The 18,005-nt window shown below is 67.6% G+C and carries 17 protein-coding genes; 5 read left to right on the top strand and 12 right to left on the bottom strand.

Annotated features, from left to right (window positions below; translation table 11 throughout):
- Window positions 1-135: 135 nt before the first annotated feature.
- Window positions 136-1,368: a YbfB/YjiJ family MFS transporter gene (locus WT26_RS10370; protein ID WP_069272798.1), complete on the bottom strand. Its 1,233-nt coding sequence runs from the start codon at window positions 1,366-1,368 to the stop codon at window positions 136-138.
- A 128-nt stretch (window positions 1,369-1,496) separates the two neighbouring features.
- Between WT26_RS10370 and WT26_RS10365 the strand changes: the two genes are divergently transcribed.
- Window positions 1,497-2,411 (top strand): LysR family transcriptional regulator, encoded by a 915-nt coding sequence (locus WT26_RS10365; RefSeq protein ID WP_069272797.1) that lies wholly within the window; start codon window positions 1,497-1,499, stop codon window positions 2,409-2,411.
- Between the two features lie 162 nt (window positions 2,412-2,573).
- Here WT26_RS10365 and alaS read toward each other — a convergent pair whose 3' ends face one another.
- Window positions 2,574-5,198: an alanine--tRNA ligase gene (alaS, locus tag WT26_RS10360; protein ID WP_059666221.1), complete on the bottom strand. Its 2,625-nt coding sequence runs from the start codon at window positions 5,196-5,198 to the stop codon at window positions 2,574-2,576.
- A 250-nt stretch (window positions 5,199-5,448) separates the two neighbouring features.
- Here alaS and WT26_RS10355 point away from each other — a divergent pair, with 250 nt between their 5' ends.
- Window positions 5,449-6,669, top strand: a complete 1,221-nt coding sequence (locus WT26_RS10355; protein ID WP_059527713.1) for a CaiB/BaiF CoA transferase family protein — start codon at window positions 5,449-5,451, stop codon at window positions 6,667-6,669.
- Between the two features lie 42 nt (window positions 6,670-6,711).
- Here WT26_RS10355 and WT26_RS10350 read toward each other — a convergent pair whose 3' ends face one another.
- The 3 genes from WT26_RS10350 to WT26_RS10340 form a co-directional block, all read right to left on the bottom strand.
- Complete coding sequence (locus WT26_RS10350) at window positions 6,712-7,293, bottom strand: hypothetical protein (RefSeq protein ID WP_230461616.1); 582 nt, start codon at window positions 7,291-7,293, stop codon at window positions 6,712-6,714.
- The gene (locus WT26_RS10345; RefSeq protein WP_230461615.1) at window positions 7,290-7,685 is read right to left on the bottom strand and encodes a L,D-transpeptidase; all 396 of its coding nucleotides are present in this window, start codon (window positions 7,683-7,685) and stop codon (window positions 7,290-7,292) included. The genes WT26_RS10350 and WT26_RS10345 overlap by 4 nt, the downstream gene beginning before the upstream one ends.
- Window positions 7,686-7,930: 245 nt before the next feature.
- Entirely contained in the window at window positions 7,931-8,485 is a 555-nt protein-coding gene (locus tag WT26_RS10340) for an RBBP9/YdeN family alpha/beta hydrolase (protein WP_069272796.1), read from the bottom strand.
- 203 nt (window positions 8,486-8,688) lie between these two features.
- On the opposite strand from WT26_RS10340, the gene WT26_RS10335 reads away from it, so the two are divergent.
- On the top strand, window positions 8,689-9,501 hold the full coding sequence (locus WT26_RS10335) for a hypothetical protein (RefSeq protein ID WP_060154468.1): 813 nt from the start codon (window positions 8,689-8,691) through the stop codon (window positions 9,499-9,501).
- A gap of 167 nt (window positions 9,502-9,668) precedes the next feature.
- On the opposite strand, the gene WT26_RS10330 is transcribed toward WT26_RS10335, so the two are convergent.
- A complete protein-coding gene (locus WT26_RS10330) occupies window positions 9,669-9,878 on the bottom strand; it encodes an ornithine acetyltransferase (protein WP_069272795.1) in 210 nt (69 codons plus the stop codon).
- Window positions 9,879-10,143: 265 nt separating this feature from the next.
- Between WT26_RS10330 and WT26_RS10325 the strand changes: the two genes are divergently transcribed.
- Entirely contained in the window at window positions 10,144-11,853 is a 1,710-nt protein-coding gene (locus WT26_RS10325; protein ID WP_027787758.1) for a glutamine--tRNA ligase/YqeY domain fusion protein, read from the top strand.
- A gap of 127 nt (window positions 11,854-11,980) precedes the next feature.
- Here the strand turns inward: WT26_RS10325 and WT26_RS10320 are convergent, their stop codons facing one another.
- The 5 genes from WT26_RS10320 to WT26_RS10305 form a co-directional block, all read right to left on the bottom strand.
- Window positions 11,981-12,718, bottom strand: coding sequence for a hypothetical protein (locus WT26_RS10320; RefSeq protein ID WP_155123093.1), 738 nt, complete (start codon window positions 12,716-12,718; stop codon window positions 11,981-11,983).
- Complete coding sequence (locus tag WT26_RS38805) at window positions 12,715-12,840, bottom strand: hypothetical protein (protein ID WP_256258325.1); 126 nt, start codon at window positions 12,838-12,840, stop codon at window positions 12,715-12,717. The genes WT26_RS10320 and WT26_RS38805 overlap by 4 nt, the downstream gene beginning before the upstream one ends.
- Window positions 12,841-13,545: 705 nt before the next feature.
- On the bottom strand, window positions 13,546-13,989 hold the full coding sequence (locus tag WT26_RS10315; protein ID WP_069272794.1) for an NUDIX hydrolase: 444 nt from the start codon (window positions 13,987-13,989) through the stop codon (window positions 13,546-13,548).
- A 37-nt stretch (window positions 13,990-14,026) separates the two neighbouring features.
- Window positions 14,027-14,413, bottom strand: a complete 387-nt coding sequence (locus WT26_RS10310; RefSeq protein WP_069272793.1) for a hypothetical protein — start codon at window positions 14,411-14,413, stop codon at window positions 14,027-14,029.
- 101 nt (window positions 14,414-14,514) lie between these two features.
- Window positions 14,515-15,855, bottom strand: coding sequence for a cytochrome-c peroxidase (locus WT26_RS10305; RefSeq protein WP_069272792.1), 1,341 nt, complete (start codon window positions 15,853-15,855; stop codon window positions 14,515-14,517).
- Between the two features lie 223 nt (window positions 15,856-16,078).
- Here WT26_RS10305 and WT26_RS10300 point away from each other — a divergent pair, with 223 nt between their 5' ends.
- Window positions 16,079-17,665 carry an acid phosphatase gene (locus tag WT26_RS10300; protein ID WP_059666217.1) on the top strand — a complete coding sequence of 529 codons (1,587 nt, stop codon included), beginning with the start codon at window positions 16,079-16,081 and terminating at the stop codon, window positions 17,663-17,665.
- 73 nt (window positions 17,666-17,738) lie between these two features.
- Here the strand turns inward: WT26_RS10300 and WT26_RS10295 are convergent, their stop codons facing one another.
- Window positions 17,739-18,005, bottom strand: a complete 267-nt coding sequence (locus WT26_RS10295) for a DUF3331 domain-containing protein (RefSeq protein ID WP_059749167.1) — start codon at window positions 18,003-18,005, stop codon at window positions 17,739-17,741.

Below are 18,005 nucleotides of genomic sequence, written 5' to 3'. Positions count from 1 at the left end.
CTAGCGAGTTTGCCCGCGCCGCAGAGGATCTGGCCCCAGCCGCGTCAGGGTCGTCCGCCGCGGCGGGCCGCGCGGGCTCGCGCGTCGCGAACGCGGCAAGCGCCACCGGCGACGGCGGCGCGGCACGCGCCGCGATCAATCCGGCGACCGGCGCCTGCCGCGCGATGCGCACATCGCAAACCCGGCCGCGCCGGCCACGAGCGACGCCGCCGCGATCCACAGCACCGGCGTGAACGACCCGCTCTGCGCCACCAGCGGCGCGGCCACGAGCGGCCCCGCGATCTGCCCGACCCCGTACGACGCGGTCGCGTACCCCATCAGCCCCGCCGCGCGCTCGCCGCGCAGGCGGCGCGCCTCGCGCATCGCGAACAGCGTAATCGCGGTGAACGGCAGGCCGAGCAGCGCACTGCCGGCCGAGAAGCCGACCGCGTTCGGCCACACGATGCCGGCCGCGATGCCGAGCGCCTGCGTCGCGCAGCCGAGCGCGAGCAGCAGCCGGTTGTCCCAGTGCCCGGGCAGTCGCGCAGCTGCGATCGCGCCGACGATCAGCGCCGCGCCGAACATCGGCCAGAACAGGTCGGGCCACGGCGAGCCGGCCGGCAGCGCGGCGCGCGCGATCACCGGCAGGAAGGTCGCGGTGACGATGTAGCCGAAGCCCGGCATCCCGTACAGCACGACGAGCGACATGGCGTCCGCGCGGTGACGCTGCGTGGCCGCCGGCGCCGCGGCGGCCGGCGCACGCGGCGCGCCGCCTGACGACGGCAGGCCGGGCGCCGACGTGACGCCGAAGGTACGCCAGATCGCGACCGACAGCCCGGCCGACAGCGCCGCGAAGCCGAGCCAGCCGGGCGCTGCGCGATGGCCGGCCAGCGCGCTGCCGATCAGCCCCGTCAGCACGATGCCGACGCCGGGCCCCGCGTAGATCACCCCGCTCCACTCGGGCGCGCTCAGTTCCGCGAGGCGGCGCAGCCCCCATTGCGACACGAACACGAAGGTCCATGCGCTGACCACGCCCGCGACGAACCGCACCGCGAGCCAAACCGGCAGCAGATGGCCGACGCCCATCGCGGCGGTGAGCAGCACGGTGGCCGCGAGCCCGAAGCGGACCATCCGCGCGGGCGCGACGCGCAGCGCCGCGCAGCTGAGCGCGCCGACGAAGTAGCCTGCATAGTTCGCCGACGCGAGCCAGCTGCCGCCCTTCAGCCCGATCGAGCCGTCGGCGAGCATCAGCGGCAGCAGCGGCGTGAACGCGAAGCGGCCGACGCCGAGCGCGACCGCGAGCCCGATCATGCAGGCAAGCGCGGCCGCCCGGGCGGCATCGTATGAAGAAAGCCCGCGCACGGCGGACGCAGCATCGGAACGGGACATGGCGGCAAGCGGCGGCAATACCGGACGGCGCACGGCCGGACGGTGAATCGGAATGCCGTCATCGTAGCTTGACCAAACATTCTCGAAAAATGAATAATTGAGAATCCATTCATCGCTCGGAGAGAATCATGGATCTGGCGGCGCTGGCGATTTTCCGGGCCGTGGTGCGCGAGAACGGCGTGACGCGCGCGGCGGCGAAGCTCAATCGCGTGCAGTCGAACGTGACGACGCGCATCAAGCAGCTCGAGGAGGAACTCGGCGCGGCGCTGTTCGTGCGCGACGGCCGCCGGCTCGTGCTGACGCCGGCCGGGCACACGCTGCTGCCGTATGCGGAGCGCCTGCTCGCGCTCGCCGACGAGGCGCGCGACGCGGTGCGCGAAGACACGCCGCGCGGGCGGCTGCGGCTCGGCACGATGGAAAGCACGGCCGCGAGCCGGCTGCCGACCGTGCTCGCGCGCTATCACCACGTGTGGCCCGACGTGTCGCTCGAACTGCTGACGGGCACGACGGGCTGGCTGATCGAGCGCGTGCGCGACTTCGAAATCGACGCCGCGCTGTTCGCGCGCCCGCCCGCACCGGACACGCTGCCCGACACGTTCGAGACCGTGCCGATCTTCCGCGAGGACCTGGTGCTGCTCACGCCGCGCGGCCATCCGCCGGTGCGCACGCCGCGCGACGTGATCCTGCCGACGCTGATCGCATTCGAGCGCGGCTGCACGTATCGCAAGTACGTCGAACAGTGGTACGCGGCGCACGGCGTCAAGCCGGCGCGCGTGCTCGAACTCGGGTCGTATCACGCGATCGTCGCGTGCGTCGCGGCAGGCGCGGGCATCGCGGTCGCGCCGCGTTCGGTGCTCGACCTGCAGCCCGAGACCGGCAACATCGCCGCGCATGTGATCCCCGAACTGGAGAGCATCGACACGCTGCTCGCGTGGCGGCAGGGTTATGCGTCGGCGGCACTCGGCGCACTGCGCGACGCACTGGAGGCGGCCGCGCGGCCGCCGGCCGATGCCGGGAAGCGGCGCGCGGCGGCGCCGGCCTGAAGGATCGTCCCGCAGGCTCGCTGCGCGTAAACGCAAAACGACCCGGCCGGCCTGTGCCGGTCAAGTCGTTTCATTCGGTCCCCGCCACCGGGCGGCCGTCGCGCATCGCACGGCCGGACCGGGCCCGCGACGCTCGGGCGAGCGCCGCGCCGGCCAGGCCGATCAGAGCCGCTCTTCGACCCAGCCCTTCACGCCAGCCAGCGCGCCGGGCAGGTTCGCCGGCTCGGTGCCGCCCGCCTGCGCCATGTCCGGACGGCCACCGCCCTTGCCGCCGACCTGCTGCGCGACGAAGTTCACGAGCTCGCCGGCCTTGACCTTCTTGCTCGCATCCGGCGTGACGCCCGCGATCAGGCTGACCTTGCCGCCTTCGACGGCCGCCAGCACGATCGCCGCGTTTTTCAGCTTGTCCTTCAGCTTGTCGACCGTTTCGCGCAGCGTCTTCGCGTCCGCACCGTCGAGCGTCGCCGCCAGCACGTACACGCCGCCGATTTCGACGGCCTGCTGCGCGAGCTCGTCGCCCTGGCTCGATGCGAGCTTCGACTTCAGCGCGCCCAGTTCCTTCTCGAGCGACTTCACCTGGTCCTGCACCTGCGCGATACGCTGCGTGAGTTCCGACGGCTGCGCCTTCAGCGCGGCAGCCGCTTCGTTCACGCGCGCGTCGAGTTCCTGCACGTAGCGCAGCGCGTTGTCGCCGGTGATCGCCTCGACGCGGCGGATGCCGGCCGCGACGCCGCCTTCGACGACGATCTTGAAGAAGCCGATGTCGCCGCTGCGGCTCACGTGCGTGCCGCCGCACAGTTCGCGCGAGAAGCCGAGGTCGAGCACGCGCACTTCATCGCCGTACTTCTCGCCGAACAGCGCCATCGCGCCGCCCTTCACCGCTTCGTCGTACGGCATCACGCGCACGATGCCCGGCGCGTTGGCCAGGATCTCGTCGTTGACGATCTGCTCGACGCGACGGATTTCGTCGTCGGTCATCGGCGCGTTGTGCGCGAAGTCGAAGCGGGTCTTTTCCGCGTCGACCAGCGACCCCTTCTGCTGCACGTGCGCGCCGAGCACTTCGCGCAGCGCCTTGTGCATCAGGTGGGTAGCCGAGTGGTTGCGCTGCGTGCGCGCACGACGGTGCGCGTCGATTTCCGCGCGCAGCACGTCGCCGACCTTCAGCGTGCCTTGTTCCAGCGTGCCGTGGTGGCCGATCACGTCGGCCTGCACCTTCAGCGTATCGGCGACCGCGAAGCGCGTCGCGGCGTTCGCGAGCACGCCCTGGTCGCCGACCTGACCGCCCGATTCCGCATAGAACGGCGTGTGGTCGAGCACGACGACCGCGTCCTGGCCCGTCTTCACTTCGTTGACCGACGAACCGTCGACGTACAGCGCGACGACCTTCGCGTCGTCGAACGCGATTTCCTCGTAACCGTGGAAGGTGGTCTTCGCGCCCGTGTATTCGAGGCCCTGCGTGGCCTTGAACTTGCCGGCCGCGCGCGCCTGCTCGCGCTGGCGCGCCATCGCGTCGTCGAATGCCGGCTCGTCGACCGTCATCCCGCGCTCGCGGCACACGTCGGCCGTGAGGTCGAGCGGGAAGCCGTAGGTGTCGTGCAGCTTGAACGCGAGCTCGCCGTCGAGCACCTTGCCGCCCTTCGCCTCGACGTCGGCCAGCGCGGCCTCGAGGATCGACATGCCGTGCTCGATCGTCTCGAAGAAGCGCTCTTCTTCCTGGCGCAGCACGTCGGTCACGCGCTGCTCGGCTTCCTTCAGCTCCGGATACGCGACGCCCATCTCGGCGACGAGGTCGGCCACCAGCTTGTGGAAGAACGCACCCTTGCGGCCGAGCTTGTAGCCGTGGCGGATCGCGCGGCGCACGATCCGGCGCAGCACGTAGCCGCGGCCTTCGTTGCCGGGGATCACGCCGTCGACGATCAGGAACGAGCACGCGCGGATGTGATCGGCGATCACCTTCAGCGAGTTGTTCGTGAGGTCGCTGATCTCGGTCACGCGCGCGGCGGCCTTGATCAGGTTCTGGAACAGGTCGATCTCGTAGTTGCTGTGCACGTGCTGCAGCACCGCGGCGAGACGCTCGAGGCCCATGCCGGTGTCGACCGACTGCTTCGGCAGGCGCGTCATGTTGCCCTGCGCGTCGCGGTTGAACTGCATGAACACGAGGTTCCAGATCTCGATGTAGCGGTCGCCGTCTTCTTCAGGCGACCCCGGCGGGCCGCCCCACACGTCCGGGCCGTGGTCGTAGAAGATTTCGGTACACGGGCCGCACGGGCCGGTGTCGCCCATCGTCCAGAAGTTGTCCGACGCGTAGCGCGCGCCCTTGTTGTCGCCGATGCGGATGATGCGCTCGGTCGGCACGCCGACTTCCTTCGCCCAGATGTCGTAGGCTTCGTCGTCTTCCTGGTAGACGGTGACCCACAGCTTGTCCTTCGGCAGCTGGTAGACCGTGGTCAGCAGCTCCCACGCGAACTTGATCGCGTCGTGCTTGAAGTAGTCGCCGAACGAGAAGTTGCCGAGCATCTCGAAGAACGTGTGGTGGCGCGCCGTGTAGCCGACGTTCTCGAGGTCGTTGTGCTTGCCGCCCGCGCGCACGCTGCGCTGCGCCGTCGTGGCGCGCGAGTACGGACGCGGGTCCGTGCCGAGGAACACGTCCTTGAACTGGACCATGCCCGAGTTCGTGAACATCAGCGTGGGGTCGTTACCGGGCACGAGGCTCGACGAGCGGACGATCGTGTGGCCCTTCGATTCGAAGAATTTGAGAAATTTCTCGCGGATTTCGGCAGCTTTCATGGCGTGCGGGGACAGTCTGGCAAAGACGGGCTTCAAACGCCGGCGCCCGTGGGCGGCGCGCGGCGGCATGGATTCGGAAACGATCGATTATACGGGATCGGGGCCGGCTTCCGGGCAAAGCGCCGGCAAAGCGGCTCGGCCCTTCCGCCGGGCCGGCTGGGCCACTCGCAACGCCGATTCGCCTTAAGATGCTCGGCAACCCAATTCGCCTTGCCCGCCAAGGCCAGCCATGAAAGGAGACGATTCGACGATGGGTGCCCTGAGCCATATCCGCGTGCTGGATCTCACCCGCGTGCTCGCGGGCCCGTGGTGCGCGCAGACGCTTGCCGATTTCGGCGCGGACGTGATCAAGGTCGAGCGCCCGGGCGCCGGCGACGACACGCGCCACTGGGGGCCGCCGTACCTGAAGGACGCGGACGGCGCGGATACCGCCGAGGCCGCGTACTACCTCGCGGCGAACCGCAACAAGCGCTCGGTGACGGTCGACATCGCCACGCCCGAGGGCCAGCAGATCGTGCGCGAACTCGCCGCGCAAAGCGACGTCGTGCTCGAGAACTACAAGGTCGGCCAGTTGAAGAAATACGGGCTCGATTACGACTCGCTGCGCGCGGTGAAACCCGACCTCGTCTACTGCTCGGTCACCGGCTTCGGCCAGACGGGCCCGTACGCGCACCGCGCGGGCTACGACTTCATCGTCCAGGGGATCGGCGGCTTCATGAGCATCACCGGCGAGCGCGACGGCGAGCCGGGCGGCGGCCCGCAGAAGGCCGGCGTCGCGATCGCCGACCTCGCGACCGGCCTCTACTCGACGATCGCGGTGCTCGCCGCCCTCACCCACCGCGACCGGACGGGCGAAGGCCAGTACATCGACATGGCGCTGCTCGACGTGCAGGTCGCGCTGCTCGCGAACATGAACACCAACTTCCTCGCGAGCGGCAAGCCGCCGGTGCGCTGGGGCAACGCGCATCCGAACATCGTGCCGTACCAGACGTTCCAGACGAGCGACGGGTGGATCATCGTCGCGGTCGGCAACGACGGGCAGTTCCGCAAGTTCGTCGAGGCGGGCGGCCGGCCCGGGCTGGCCGACGACGAGCGCTTCGCGACGAATCCTTCGCGCGTGCGCCACCGCGACACGCTGGTGCCGATCCTCGCGGAAATGGTGAAGGCGCGCGGCAAGGCCGACTGGATCGACGCGCTCGAAGCGGCCGGCGTGCCGTGCGGGCCGATCAACGATCTCGAAGAAGTGTTCGACAACGAGCAGGTCGTCGCGCGCGGGATGCAGGTGTCGCTGCCGCACCCGAGCGGCGCGGACGCGAAGCTCGTGCGCAACCCGATCCGGATGAGCGCGACGCCGCCCGACGCGCGTACCGCTCCGCCGCTGCTCGGCGCACAGACCGACGACGTGCTGCGCGACATGCTCGGCTACGACGATGTGCGGATCGCGGCACTGAGGGCGAAACAGGCGATTTGAGCGGCGCGGCGGCGGCCGGAACGGGGGGCGCCCGCCGTCCGGTCAGCGCCGGGCCAGCGTATCGCAGCCGCCGGCCAGCGCCGCAAGCGCCGCGCGCGATGGCGAACGCACGACGGCTGCGTAACCACCGTGCCCGGCCGACAGACTGTCGACGGTGACGGCGACCGCGTTCGAATCCGCCGCGGCCAGGAAGACGAGCGACGGCGGCGGCTCGGCCGCGATGCGATCACGGATGTCCAGCCGCCCGATCTGCCGTGGAAATTCGCGCGCGAGGTCGGCCAGATCGACCTGTCGTTGCGCGACGATCGTCGAAAGGGACCCAAGATGCGCGGCCAGATCCGCCGACGCCACGCATTGCCGGGGGGCACGGCCGTCCGCATAAGTCACCTGCACGGCGAACCGCGCCGCGGGCTGTGAGCGCTGCGCGGTCAGTGTCAGCGCGGCGGTCGTATAGGTCAGCGACATCACCTCGTCGGGCAGCACGCTGAGCAAGTCGGTGCCGGGATCGATCCGTATGGGGCTGTCGGTCCAGTCGGCGAGGCTGCGCCAGCCGAAGCCGGCGAGCACACCGACCAGCATCGCCAGACACGGGATCGCGAATCGCGTTGCCGATGCGATCTTCACGATACCTGCACCACGGTTCCCATCGGGGCCCAGTCGTACAGTCGTTTCGCATCGGCCTCGGCCAGGCGTACGCAGCCGTGCGATCCGAACCAGTCGCTGACGGTATTGCGCGCCATTCTCACAAGCGACAGCGGCATCGGCCCGTGGTACTGGTGAAGCGCTTTGCCGTCTCCCGTGAAGAACATCGCGTAATCCATTTGCACGTCATAGGCGCGACTGCGATAGGTAGGGTATTTCCGCATGATGCGGAAGGCGCCACGATCGGTCGGATGCTCACTGTCTCCAGTCACACAATCGAAGCGGAACACCCTCGCCGCCCCTTCAAACGCTTCCACGCGCTGATTCGAGAGGTCGACGACGATTCTTTTCGCCGCCGACGATTTTTGTTCCACCGACCTGCTGATTCCGCCTTGCGCCGCTCGACATGGCCCCCTCCTTCCGATCGAATTGAACAGGCCGTCACTGTACCGGCCTGGCCGATCAGAAAGTCATGGGGTTCGTCACAAAATGCAGTCGGTTGCGCGTCGCACCCAAGCCAATCGTACGGGCAGCAAGGCGCACGTCGCGCCGCGACGCATCGCATGAAATTCGCACTTGGTTAAAAAAGGTGTCCGATTCGATGAACCACGACCGGCGGTCAGTCCGTCGTCCCCATCGCATCGAGCCAGCCGCGCGCTTGTGGCCAGTCGCCGAGCCCGCTGTCCGCGTTGATGTGGCCGCTCGGGCCGAGGTCATGGAACGTGCTGCCCCACGCGTTCGCGCAGCCGCGTGCGAACGCGAGCGAACCGTACGGATCGTCGCTGCTTGCGACGACGCAGGTCGGAAACGGCAACCGCTCGTGCGGCACGGGGCCGAAGCCGTGCGCGTCGGGCGGAAACGCCGGCCCGACGGGATCGGGCGGCGCGACCAGCAACGCGCCGCGCACTTTCGCGAGCGCGCCCGGCCGCGCATAGCGGGTCGCCCACCATGCGGTGGTCAGCGTACCGAGACTGTGGGCGGCGATCAGCACGGGCCCCCGCGCGGCTTCGACCGCACGGTCGAGCGCGCGACACCAGCCGTTGCGGAATGCGCGCTCCCAGTCGGGCATCGCGACGCGCACGAAGCGCGCATCATCGCGCTCCCAGCGGCTCTGCCAGTGCAGCGGGCCGGAATTGCCGTAGCCCGGCAACACGAATACGAGGGGTTGGGTCATGTGGAGGTCCTTCGACAGGCGATGAGCAGGTGAAATGTCGATCGAGTGTCGCACATCCGGCCCGCCCGACTGCGCCGGCCGACAGGACCGCCGCCGCGCGAGCCGGCAACGCGCGGCATGCGAACCGCCGGACATGACATGGCCGCGTCATGCCGCGGCCCTATAAACGAGCCTCTCCCGCCCATTTCGTGTCGAGGTACCCGATGTCGTCGCGCCGCACGTTCCTTCTGTCCACGTCCACCGCCGCGGCGTTGCCGCTCGTCAGCGCCGCGCTGAGCGCATGCGGGGACAGTTTCGCCGATTCCCCGCCCGCCGTGTCGGACGCCGAACTGACCCGCCAGATGGTCGGCAAGCTGACGGCCGAGCTCGGTGACGCGTCGACGGCGGGCACGGTCGCGCCCTATCTGATGGACATCGGCTTCACGTGGGACCTGCCGACGATCCCCGCCGCGCAGATCGACCGCATCGTCGCGTACAGCTTCGGCAATCGTGCGAACGCGGCGAGCGGCAACACGCCCGTCGGCGGAGGCAACCAGGTGGCGCTGCCCGATCCGGGGCCCGTCAACGAAGCGCTCGCGGACGCCGTCTACCGCATTCGCCAGCTCAAGTCCGTGCAGGTTTACGCGCAGTGGGAGATCGCCCGCTTTCTCGCCTCGAAGTATGGAATGACCGACGTGCGCTCGATCGAGCCCGTCGTCGCGAAGGACGGTACGATCACCTACCTCAGCACCGACGGCGTGGCAGCCGCGATCGTCGCGCTCGAAGGCAGCGCGGCGGCAATGGGGAACGTCGGCGTCGTCGGCCATCGCGACCACGCAAAACGCTGCATCCAGACGTCGCGGGCGCGCGGAATGAAGGCGGCTGCCGTCGCCGAGGTGCCGCTGCCGCTGCAATACGACGCGCAGTCGGGACAGGCGTGGACGCGCCGCCGCGACCTGTACCTCGTGCACGACATGTATGCGCAGTTCACGGCGCTACGCGCCAGCCTGATCGCCGCCGCCTACCCGAACGGCTGATGCGGCGGCGCGGCCGTCCGGCGCACGCGAGGCGGCGACCTGCCGCCGCGTCGACATTGTCGTGATGAGTCGACGGAATGTCGCACATCCGTTCCTCCCTGATGCTGCCCGTCGATATTCGAACCATCGGAAGGATGTGCGAAGGCGGCGCCAGGCGCCGCCGCCGGTCAGCGCACGTTCGCGCCGACCAGGCCGCCTGCCGCCGCGCCGGCCACCGTGCCGACCGGGCCGCCCGTGATCAGGTAGCCGAGCGCGCCGCCCGCGGCCGCGCCGATCCCGGCGTTACGCTGCGTATGCGTCATCGCGCATGCGCCGAGTTGCGACAGGGCCGCGACGATCAGCGCGGTACGAACGAGAAAAGTGGTCTTCTTCATGATTGTTCAGTTCCTCCCGCCTCGCGCACGACGCTGCGGCGGCATTGAGTCGGTGCTGTGATCATAGAAAAAGCCGAATACCGCGGGCAATCCGATTTACGTCGTGTTACAGCCGACACAATGTCGAGATAATGCGCGGCCGCACCACCCGCGCGCGACGTCTACGCGCAACGCGCACGGGCCGGACCCCGCTCAGGTAGAATTACAAGATTAAGCAAGATTAAACCGGCGGCGCGGCGCGCGCCGATCCAAACCTGACGCCATCCGCATGAGCACCGAACGCAACGACGCCCCCGCGGCTTCCAATTTCATCCGCAACATCATCGACGACGACAACCGCACCGGCAAATGGGGCGGCCGCGTCGAAACACGCTTCCCGCCCGAGCCGAACGGCTACCTGCACATCGGCCATGCCAAGAGCATCTGCCTGAACTTCAGCGTCGCGCGCGACTACGGCGGCGTGTGCCACCTGCGCTTCGACGATACGAACCCGGAAAAGGAAAGCGTCGAGTACGTCGACTCGATCGTCGACGCGGTGCGCTGGCTCGGCTTCGACTGGCGCAAGGACGCGGTCGATCACCAGTACTTCGCGAGCGACTACTACGACAAGCTGTACGAATTCGCCGAGCTGCTGATCCAGCGCGGCAAGGCGTACGTCGACAGCCAGAGCGCGGAGGAAATGCGCGCGAACCGCGGCTCGCTGACCGAAGGCGGCAAGCCGTCGCCGTTCCGCGACCGCACGCCGGAAGAAAACCTCGACCTGTTCCGCCGCATGAAGGCCGGCGAGTTCAAGGAAGGCGAGCACGTGCTGCGCGCGAAGATCGACATGGCTTCGCCGAACATGAACATGCGCGACCCGGTGATCTACCGGATCCGCTACGCGCACCACTACCGCACCGGCGACGCGTGGTGCGTGTATCCGATGTACGACTACACGCACTGCATCTCGGATGCGCTCGAAGGCATCACGCATTCGCTGTGCACGCTCGAATTCGAGGATCACCGCCCGCTGTACGACTGGGTGCTGAACGAACTCGCGGAAGCCGGCATGTTCACGCGCCCGCTGCCGCAACAGATCGAATTCTCGCGGCTGAACCTCACGTACGCGATCACCAGCAAGCGCAAGCTGCTGCAGCTCGTCACCGAAGGCCACGTCGACGGCTGGGACGACCCGCGGATGCCGACGATCGTCGGCGTGCGCCGCCGCGGCTTCACGCCGGAGAGCATCCACCTGTTCTGCGAGCGGATCGGCGTGACGAAGATCGATTCGTGGATCGACATGAGCATCTTCGAAGGCGCGCTGCGCGACGACCTCGACGACAAGGCCGCGCGCACGGTCGCGGTGCTCGATCCGCTGAAGCTCGTGATCGACAACTACCCGGAAGACCTCGAGGAAGCGTGCACGGCCCCCGTGCATCCGCACCATCCGGATCGCGGCGTGCGCACGTTCCCGATCTCGCGCGAGCTGTGGATCGAGCGCGAGGATTTCGTCGAGAACCCGCCGAAAGGCTATTTCCGCCTGTTCCCGGGCAACAAGGTGCGCCTGCGCTACGGCTACGTGATCGAGTGCACGGGCTTCGACAAGGACGCCGACGGCAACGTGACGGCCGTGCACTGCAACTACTTCCCGGACAGCAAGTCGGGCACCGAAGGCGCGAACAACTACAAGGTCAAGGGCAACATCCACTGGGTCAGCGCGAAGCATGCGCAGCCGGCCGAAGTGCGGATCTACGACCGCCTGTTCAAGGAGCCGCATCCGGACGCGGGCGGCGCGAACTTCCTCGAGGCGCTGAATCCCGATTCGAAGAAGATCGTCCAGGCGTACGTCGAGCCGGGCAACAGCGACATCGCTCCGGAAACGCGCGTGCAGTTCGAGCGTCACGGCTACTTCGTGGCCGATCGTGTCGATTCGAAGCCGGGCAAGCCCGTGTTCAACCGGATCGTCGGGCTGCGCGACAGCTGGGGCAAGCCGGCCTGACGGTCCGACTGCCTTGCGAGGCGCGGCGCAGCGCCGCCCTCGCGCGATTATCAAAAAACCCGGCTCGCGAGCCGGGTTTTTGTTTAGCCGCCTGCGTCTGGCACCTCGCGACGTCTTTCGCCCTGCCCTATTGCGACACCGTGACGTTGAACGTGGCGTCCTGCGTGAAGCCCGGGTACGGGCCGCGGACGAGCGCGCCGCCAAACCGGATCGTGTGCCGACCGGGCGACAGCGGCCTGAGCATCGCCCAGTATCCGTCGCTGACCGACATGCCGGACCCACCGGCGGAACCGAGGATGTTGTAGTTTTTCGGAGTCGTGAAACCGAACAACGGGGATTGCGCGCGGAAACCCTGTGCGCCGTTCAGCACCTCGACGCCATCAATCGACAGATGCAACGTGGTCGGGCCGATGTAATTCGCAAAACTCGCGGCGCACTGGCGGCACGATGCCGCATCGGTGCAATGAAACGGAGGCTGGTCCTGGGTCGAGCACTCGACGTTGATCAGCGGGAGAAAAAGCGCGGTCGTCGACGAGATATTGCCGGAGCACGTACGGGCGACGGTCGCGCCTGAACCGCTGCCGGCGAGGAACCACACCGGTCCCGACTGATTGAGGCTGCAGTCGACGGCGCCGCTCGACTGGTCCTGCGGGTTCGGGTCGTTTCCGGGTCCGGTCGGGATGGCGAGCAGCCATTGCCACCACGTTGCGGACCATTCGCCATAGCTCAATCCGGAAACCGCATTCCCCGGCGGGTAGACGGCGGAGCCTGCGCTTTGCGCAAAGGTGGCCGGAGCAAGCGAGATGCCGAGAAGGACGCCGGTTGTGAATGCAAGCATGCGTCCGTGTTTCAACGCCTGTTTCATGACGGGTCTCCGTTCAAGAGAAAAGGAAACGGTTTCAGACTGCGCCGGTGCCGCACGACGGGCATGCGCCATCGTCGCAGCGTGCTGAAAAGCAAGGTCGACTTCCTTTCGCGCTTGTCCATGAGCCCCTCCTTCATTTGCCACTTCACAGCGGGTCGATTCACCCGCCACCCACACGCGACGCGCACGGCGACGCGCGTCCGCAATAAGGAAAAGACGAGCCGGTTTTGCAACGCATGCGTAAATCCGCACGCATGCGCTGGCGAAGGCGCGCTAAGGCGCTACTGACGGAGTGTCGAAAGTCTCTGCTGGAAGCAAGTGTCCTTGGTCGCCGATTCGTCTTGATTTACTGCACGCCCCCGGACACCCATTCAGCTCACGACGAGGTGAGCGGCATTATCATTTTTTTTGGAATAAGCCTAGGCGAGTAATTGACGGATTTCAACCCGTGACGAATATAAATCGAAGACCGAATTCGACCGACGCCATACCGAACACGGAACCACACCGTACGATGTGAACATTACAAATGTTTTGGTACGCGGATTTCCGGGAAATTTTCGATATCCCAGAGACTTCGCGCACAGTCGACCGATTCGTATGGAAATCAGATCATTGCCCTGTGCGCCAACGGCAATCGCATGCAACTCCTCCGACGATGCGAATTGCCGTGCAATTTTATTCACATGGATTTTAATGCCCCATACGAACAAGCATTTTAAAATTAATTATTTTAATAAAAGAATACCGGTATCCTCTACGATTCACACCATGCATTTGTCGCGCACGCCTTTAAAGATGCCTTCCGCGCAAGCATTGCCCCGCGCTCACGCGCGCGGCAGGCGCCGGTGCAAATCCGCGAGCGACAGCGTCGTCCTGAACAGCCGCGCGAGGCTGCGGCTCGCATACGCGTCGACGTCGGCCGGCACGGTCCAGCGATACGCATCCATCTCGGGAATCATCGAGCCGTCGCGGCGGCTCGGAAACAGCGACGTGCACACGCAGCGGGCCAGGTCCAGCTCGTCGTCGGCGACGCGCACCGCGAACAGGTGCAGATCCTTGTCGTGCCGGTACGCAAAGCGGCCGAGGTCGAGCAACCGGGCCGGCGCCAACGCGATGCCGGTTTCCTCGAGCAGTTCGCGCAGCGCGGCGTCGGCCGGCGATTCGCCCGGCTCGCCCTGCCCCTTCGGGATGTCCCAGTGCGTGGTGTCCGTCGCGTGCGCGAGGAACACGCGGCCGGCCGCATCGAGGATCACGACGCCGCACGACACCGTGCGCGGCGCGTCGCCCGCTTCATCGCGCGCGTGCTCAGCGCTTCTGCAACTGCCACTTGCCCGCGTCGGTCTTGCAATAGACGGGCTTGAGCGTCATCGTCTGGCCCTTCGCGGTGATGTCGGTGGCGATTTCACGGCAGGTCTTGCCGTCCGTTTCGGTCGTGGTCGGCGTGAGCTTCGCATCGATCTGCGTGCCGCGGCCGCTGCTCTGCCACGTCGTGGTCTCGCCGTCCTTGCCTTCGTCGCGGGCCTGCTGCACGGCCTTCGTCAGCGACGCGGCGTCCGCCTTGCTGAAGTAGCTGAGCGGCGTGTCGTTCAGGAAACCGAGATTGCTTTGCGCGTGCGCCGGCAGCGCGGCGGCGACACACGCGGCGCCGGCCAGCACGCGCGTGACGACGGAAAGGGATGCACGCATCGACATGTTGTTCTCCTTGGATGTTCGATCGAACCGCGCGGCGCGACCCTCGCCGCCCCGCGCGTCAGCGAGCGAGGATAGCATGCGCGCCCCGCCGGACGCGCCGCTCAGCGGCTCGCCTGCGTCGCCGCGGCCTGATAGCCGTCGGTCAGCGTGCCGAGGAAGGCGATCACGTCCTTGATCTCGGCCGCGTTCAACGCCGGCTGCTCGCCGCGCTTGCGGTCGAACGGCGCCTCGCGGTTGATGTTCGGCCAGTAGCGTTTCGGCAGATCGTCGTAGATCTGCACCTTGCCGTGCACGACCGGATAGAACTTCTCCGGATGGATGTCGCGCTCGACGTAGAAGCGCATCACGTCCTCGAGCGTGTGGTACACGCCGTTGTGGAAGAACGTCTTGCGCAGCGCGACGTTGCGCAGCGACGGCGTGCGGAACAGCCCGCAGAATTCGTCGCGGCCCTTCAGGTCGGTGCGCTCGGGGCCGCACGCGCCGAGGTCGTAAAAGCGCGGGTCGCGATTGACGGGCAGCGCGCGATTGCGCGGCACCGCGATCGCGATCAGCCCGAAATCGCTGAACTGCGGCGGGCCGCCTTCGAGCGTGCGCTGGCTGATATGGCAGCTCGCGCAGTTGCCCTTCTTTTCGTCGTTGAACAGCTGCAGCCCGTGCAACTCCGCGGGCGTGAGCTGCGCGTGGCCGGCCAGATACGCGTCGTATTTGCTCGTGTACGGATCGAACAGCGCCGGCTGCTGCTGGAATGCGTCGAGCGCGCGCAGCACCGCATCGAACGTCGCCTGGTCGTCGCCGAGCACCCGGTCGCCGAACGCCTTGCGGAACGCGTCGGCATACGGTGCGGCGCGCACCGCCTTCGCGACCCGCGCGGGCGAACTGCTCATCTCGAACGGCGACGTGAGCGGAATGCGCGCCTGCGCATCGCGCGTGTCGACGCGGCCGTCCCAGGTCAGGCCGCCGGTCGGACCCGCGTCGATGCTTTCGTCCCCTTCGTCCGGCGAATCGTGGAAGTGCTCGCTGAACGGCGGGATGCCGCGCAGGTACTTCAGCGACGGCACCGCGCGAAAGCCGGCGCGGTGCATATCGTCGCCGCCCAGCTGCACCGACAGCGCGTTCGGCGGCCCGAACGCATGCTCGGCGCTATGGCACGACGCGCACGCGAGCTTGCCGGACCCGGACAGCGACGGATCGAAGAACAGCTGCTTGCCGAGCGCCGTCATCTGCTTGACGCCCTCGAACACCTGCGCGCGCGTCTGCGGCTGGCTGGCCGGCGCGACCGCGGGCACGGCCTGCGCGGCCGGCACGACGGGCGCGCCCGGCACGCTCGCGCCGGGCCTTGCATCGCAACCGGCGAGCGCCGCGAGCGCGCCGACCATCGCGAGCGTCGCCGCGGCCGGGATCAGCGATCGCGCGGACGCGAAGGAGGTCGGATTGCTGTGCATCGTCGTTGTTCTGGTAGCGGTGGACAATCGGCCGGAGCTTATGTCAGTTCCGTGACCGTTGGATGACGTTCAACCGACAGTCAATTGAAAGCGTCCCTACACCCGGCTGTCAAATCGGTTCCAGATAATGCGCGCAGCCGGTCGGCGCCCTGCGCCTTTCGCGCCGGCTCCAATACAACCCGGTTCCCACACGCGACCAACGACGAAAGAGAGAGAACATCGCATGAAGAAGCACGCCTGGATTCGCTACACGCCGATCGCCCTCGCGGCCGCGCTCAGCCTGACCGCCTGCGGCGGCGACGACGTCACGCAACAGGGCCTGTCGGCCGTCAAGAACGTCGTCGTGATCTACGCGGAAAACCGCAGCTTCGACAACCTGTACGGCAACTTCCCGGGCGCGAACGGCCTGCAGAACGCGACGGCCGCGAACTCGGTGCAGAAGGATCGCGACGGCTCGACGATGGCGACGCTGCCGAAGATCTGGGGCGGCCTGACCGCGACCGGCATCACGCCGGCGGTGACCGAGGCGATGACGGCGAACCTGCCGAACGCGCCGTTCGCGATCGACGATCCGAAAGGCTTCAACCAGTCGATGAGCATCGCGACGCGCGACATCGTGCACCGCTTCTACCAGGACCAGATGCAGATCAACGGCGGCAAGAACGACATGTACGCCGCATGGACCGACGCGGGCGGCCTGACGATGGGCCACTACACGGCCGATCCGTCGAAGCTGCCGCTGTGGAAGATCGCGCAGCAGTACGTGCTCGCGGACAACTTCTTCATGGGTGCGTTCGGCGGTTCGTTCCTGAACCACCAGTACCTGATCTGCGCGTGCGCACCGTACTACCCGAACGCCGACAAGAGCCCGGCGGCCGGCAAGATCGCCGTGCTGAACGCCGACGGCAAGTCGCTGAAGGTCGCGACGAACTCGCCGGCTTCCGCGCTGAGCGGCCCGCCGAAGTTCGTCAACGACGGCGCGCTGACGCCCGACTTCTACGGCATCAACACGATGCAGCCGGCGTATCAGCCGAGCGGCAACAAGGCGGCCACGGGCGGCGACCCGCTGCTCGCCGACCCGGCCAATCCGTCGACGATGCCGCCGCAGACGGCGACCAACATCGGCGACCTGATGACCAACGCGGGCGTGTCGTGGGCGTGGTATTCCGGCGCGTGGGGCCAGGCGCTGCAGGCGAGCCAGAACGGCACGTCGAACGTGATCTACGGCGCCGACCTGTCGACGCCGAACTTCCAGCCGCACCACCAGCCGTTCAACTACTTCGCGAACCAGGCGCCCGGCACCGCGAGCCGTGCGCAGCACCTGCTCGACGGCGGCGCGAACGGCGCCGAGTTCATCAAGGCGATCGATGCGGGCACGCTGCCGCAGGTCACGTTCTACAAGCCGCAAGGCAACCTGAACGAGCACCCGGGCTACACGGACGTCACGTCCGGCGACCAGCACATCGCCGACGTGATCGCGCACCTGCAGGCGAGCCCGCAATGGAAGAACATGGTCGTGGTCGTCACGTACGACGAAAACGGCGGCTTCTGGGATCACGCGACGCCGCCGAATGCCGACCGCTGGGGCCCGGGCACCCGCATTCCGGCGCTGATCGTGTCGCCGTATGCGAAGAAGGGTTTCGTCGACCATACGCAGTACGACACGGGCTCGATCCTGCGCTTCATCACGCGCCGCTTCTCGCTGCCGCGCCTCGCGGGCCTGCAGCAGCGCGACGACGCGCTGAAGGCGAACGGCGCACAGCCGATGGGTGATCTGACGAATGCGCTCGCGCTGTCGCCGAACCTGTAACGGAGAACCGGCCGGCGTCGCACGCCGGCCGGTTCCGTTCCCGCAACCATCATCGCATTCTCCGCGCGCGCAATCACGCCCCGCTCCCGCGCGCGCGGTCGGCACCATCGAGTGCGACAGCCAGAATCATCGCGCGCGCATTTCGCGGTGTCGGCCGTCCGCTCGGGCGGAACACCTCATCCCCGTACGCGATCTGCACCCCCGACAACACGCAAACGCCCGGGTGCCGCGCCCGCCCGGGTTTCCAGTGCTGCTCGCCGAAGTGCGCACGCCCCGGCTCGACCCAGCGCACGACCAGCAGCCGCTCCGAACGCTCAAGCACCTGCACATGCGCATTCAT

This window comes from Burkholderia cepacia (genome assembly GCF_001718835.1).
Classification (GTDB): Bacteria; Pseudomonadota; Gammaproteobacteria; order Burkholderiales; family Burkholderiaceae; genus Burkholderia; species Burkholderia cepacia_F.
The sequence above is the reverse complement of the archived record's forward strand: the minus strand, read 5'-3'. Positions and strand labels throughout refer to the sequence as shown.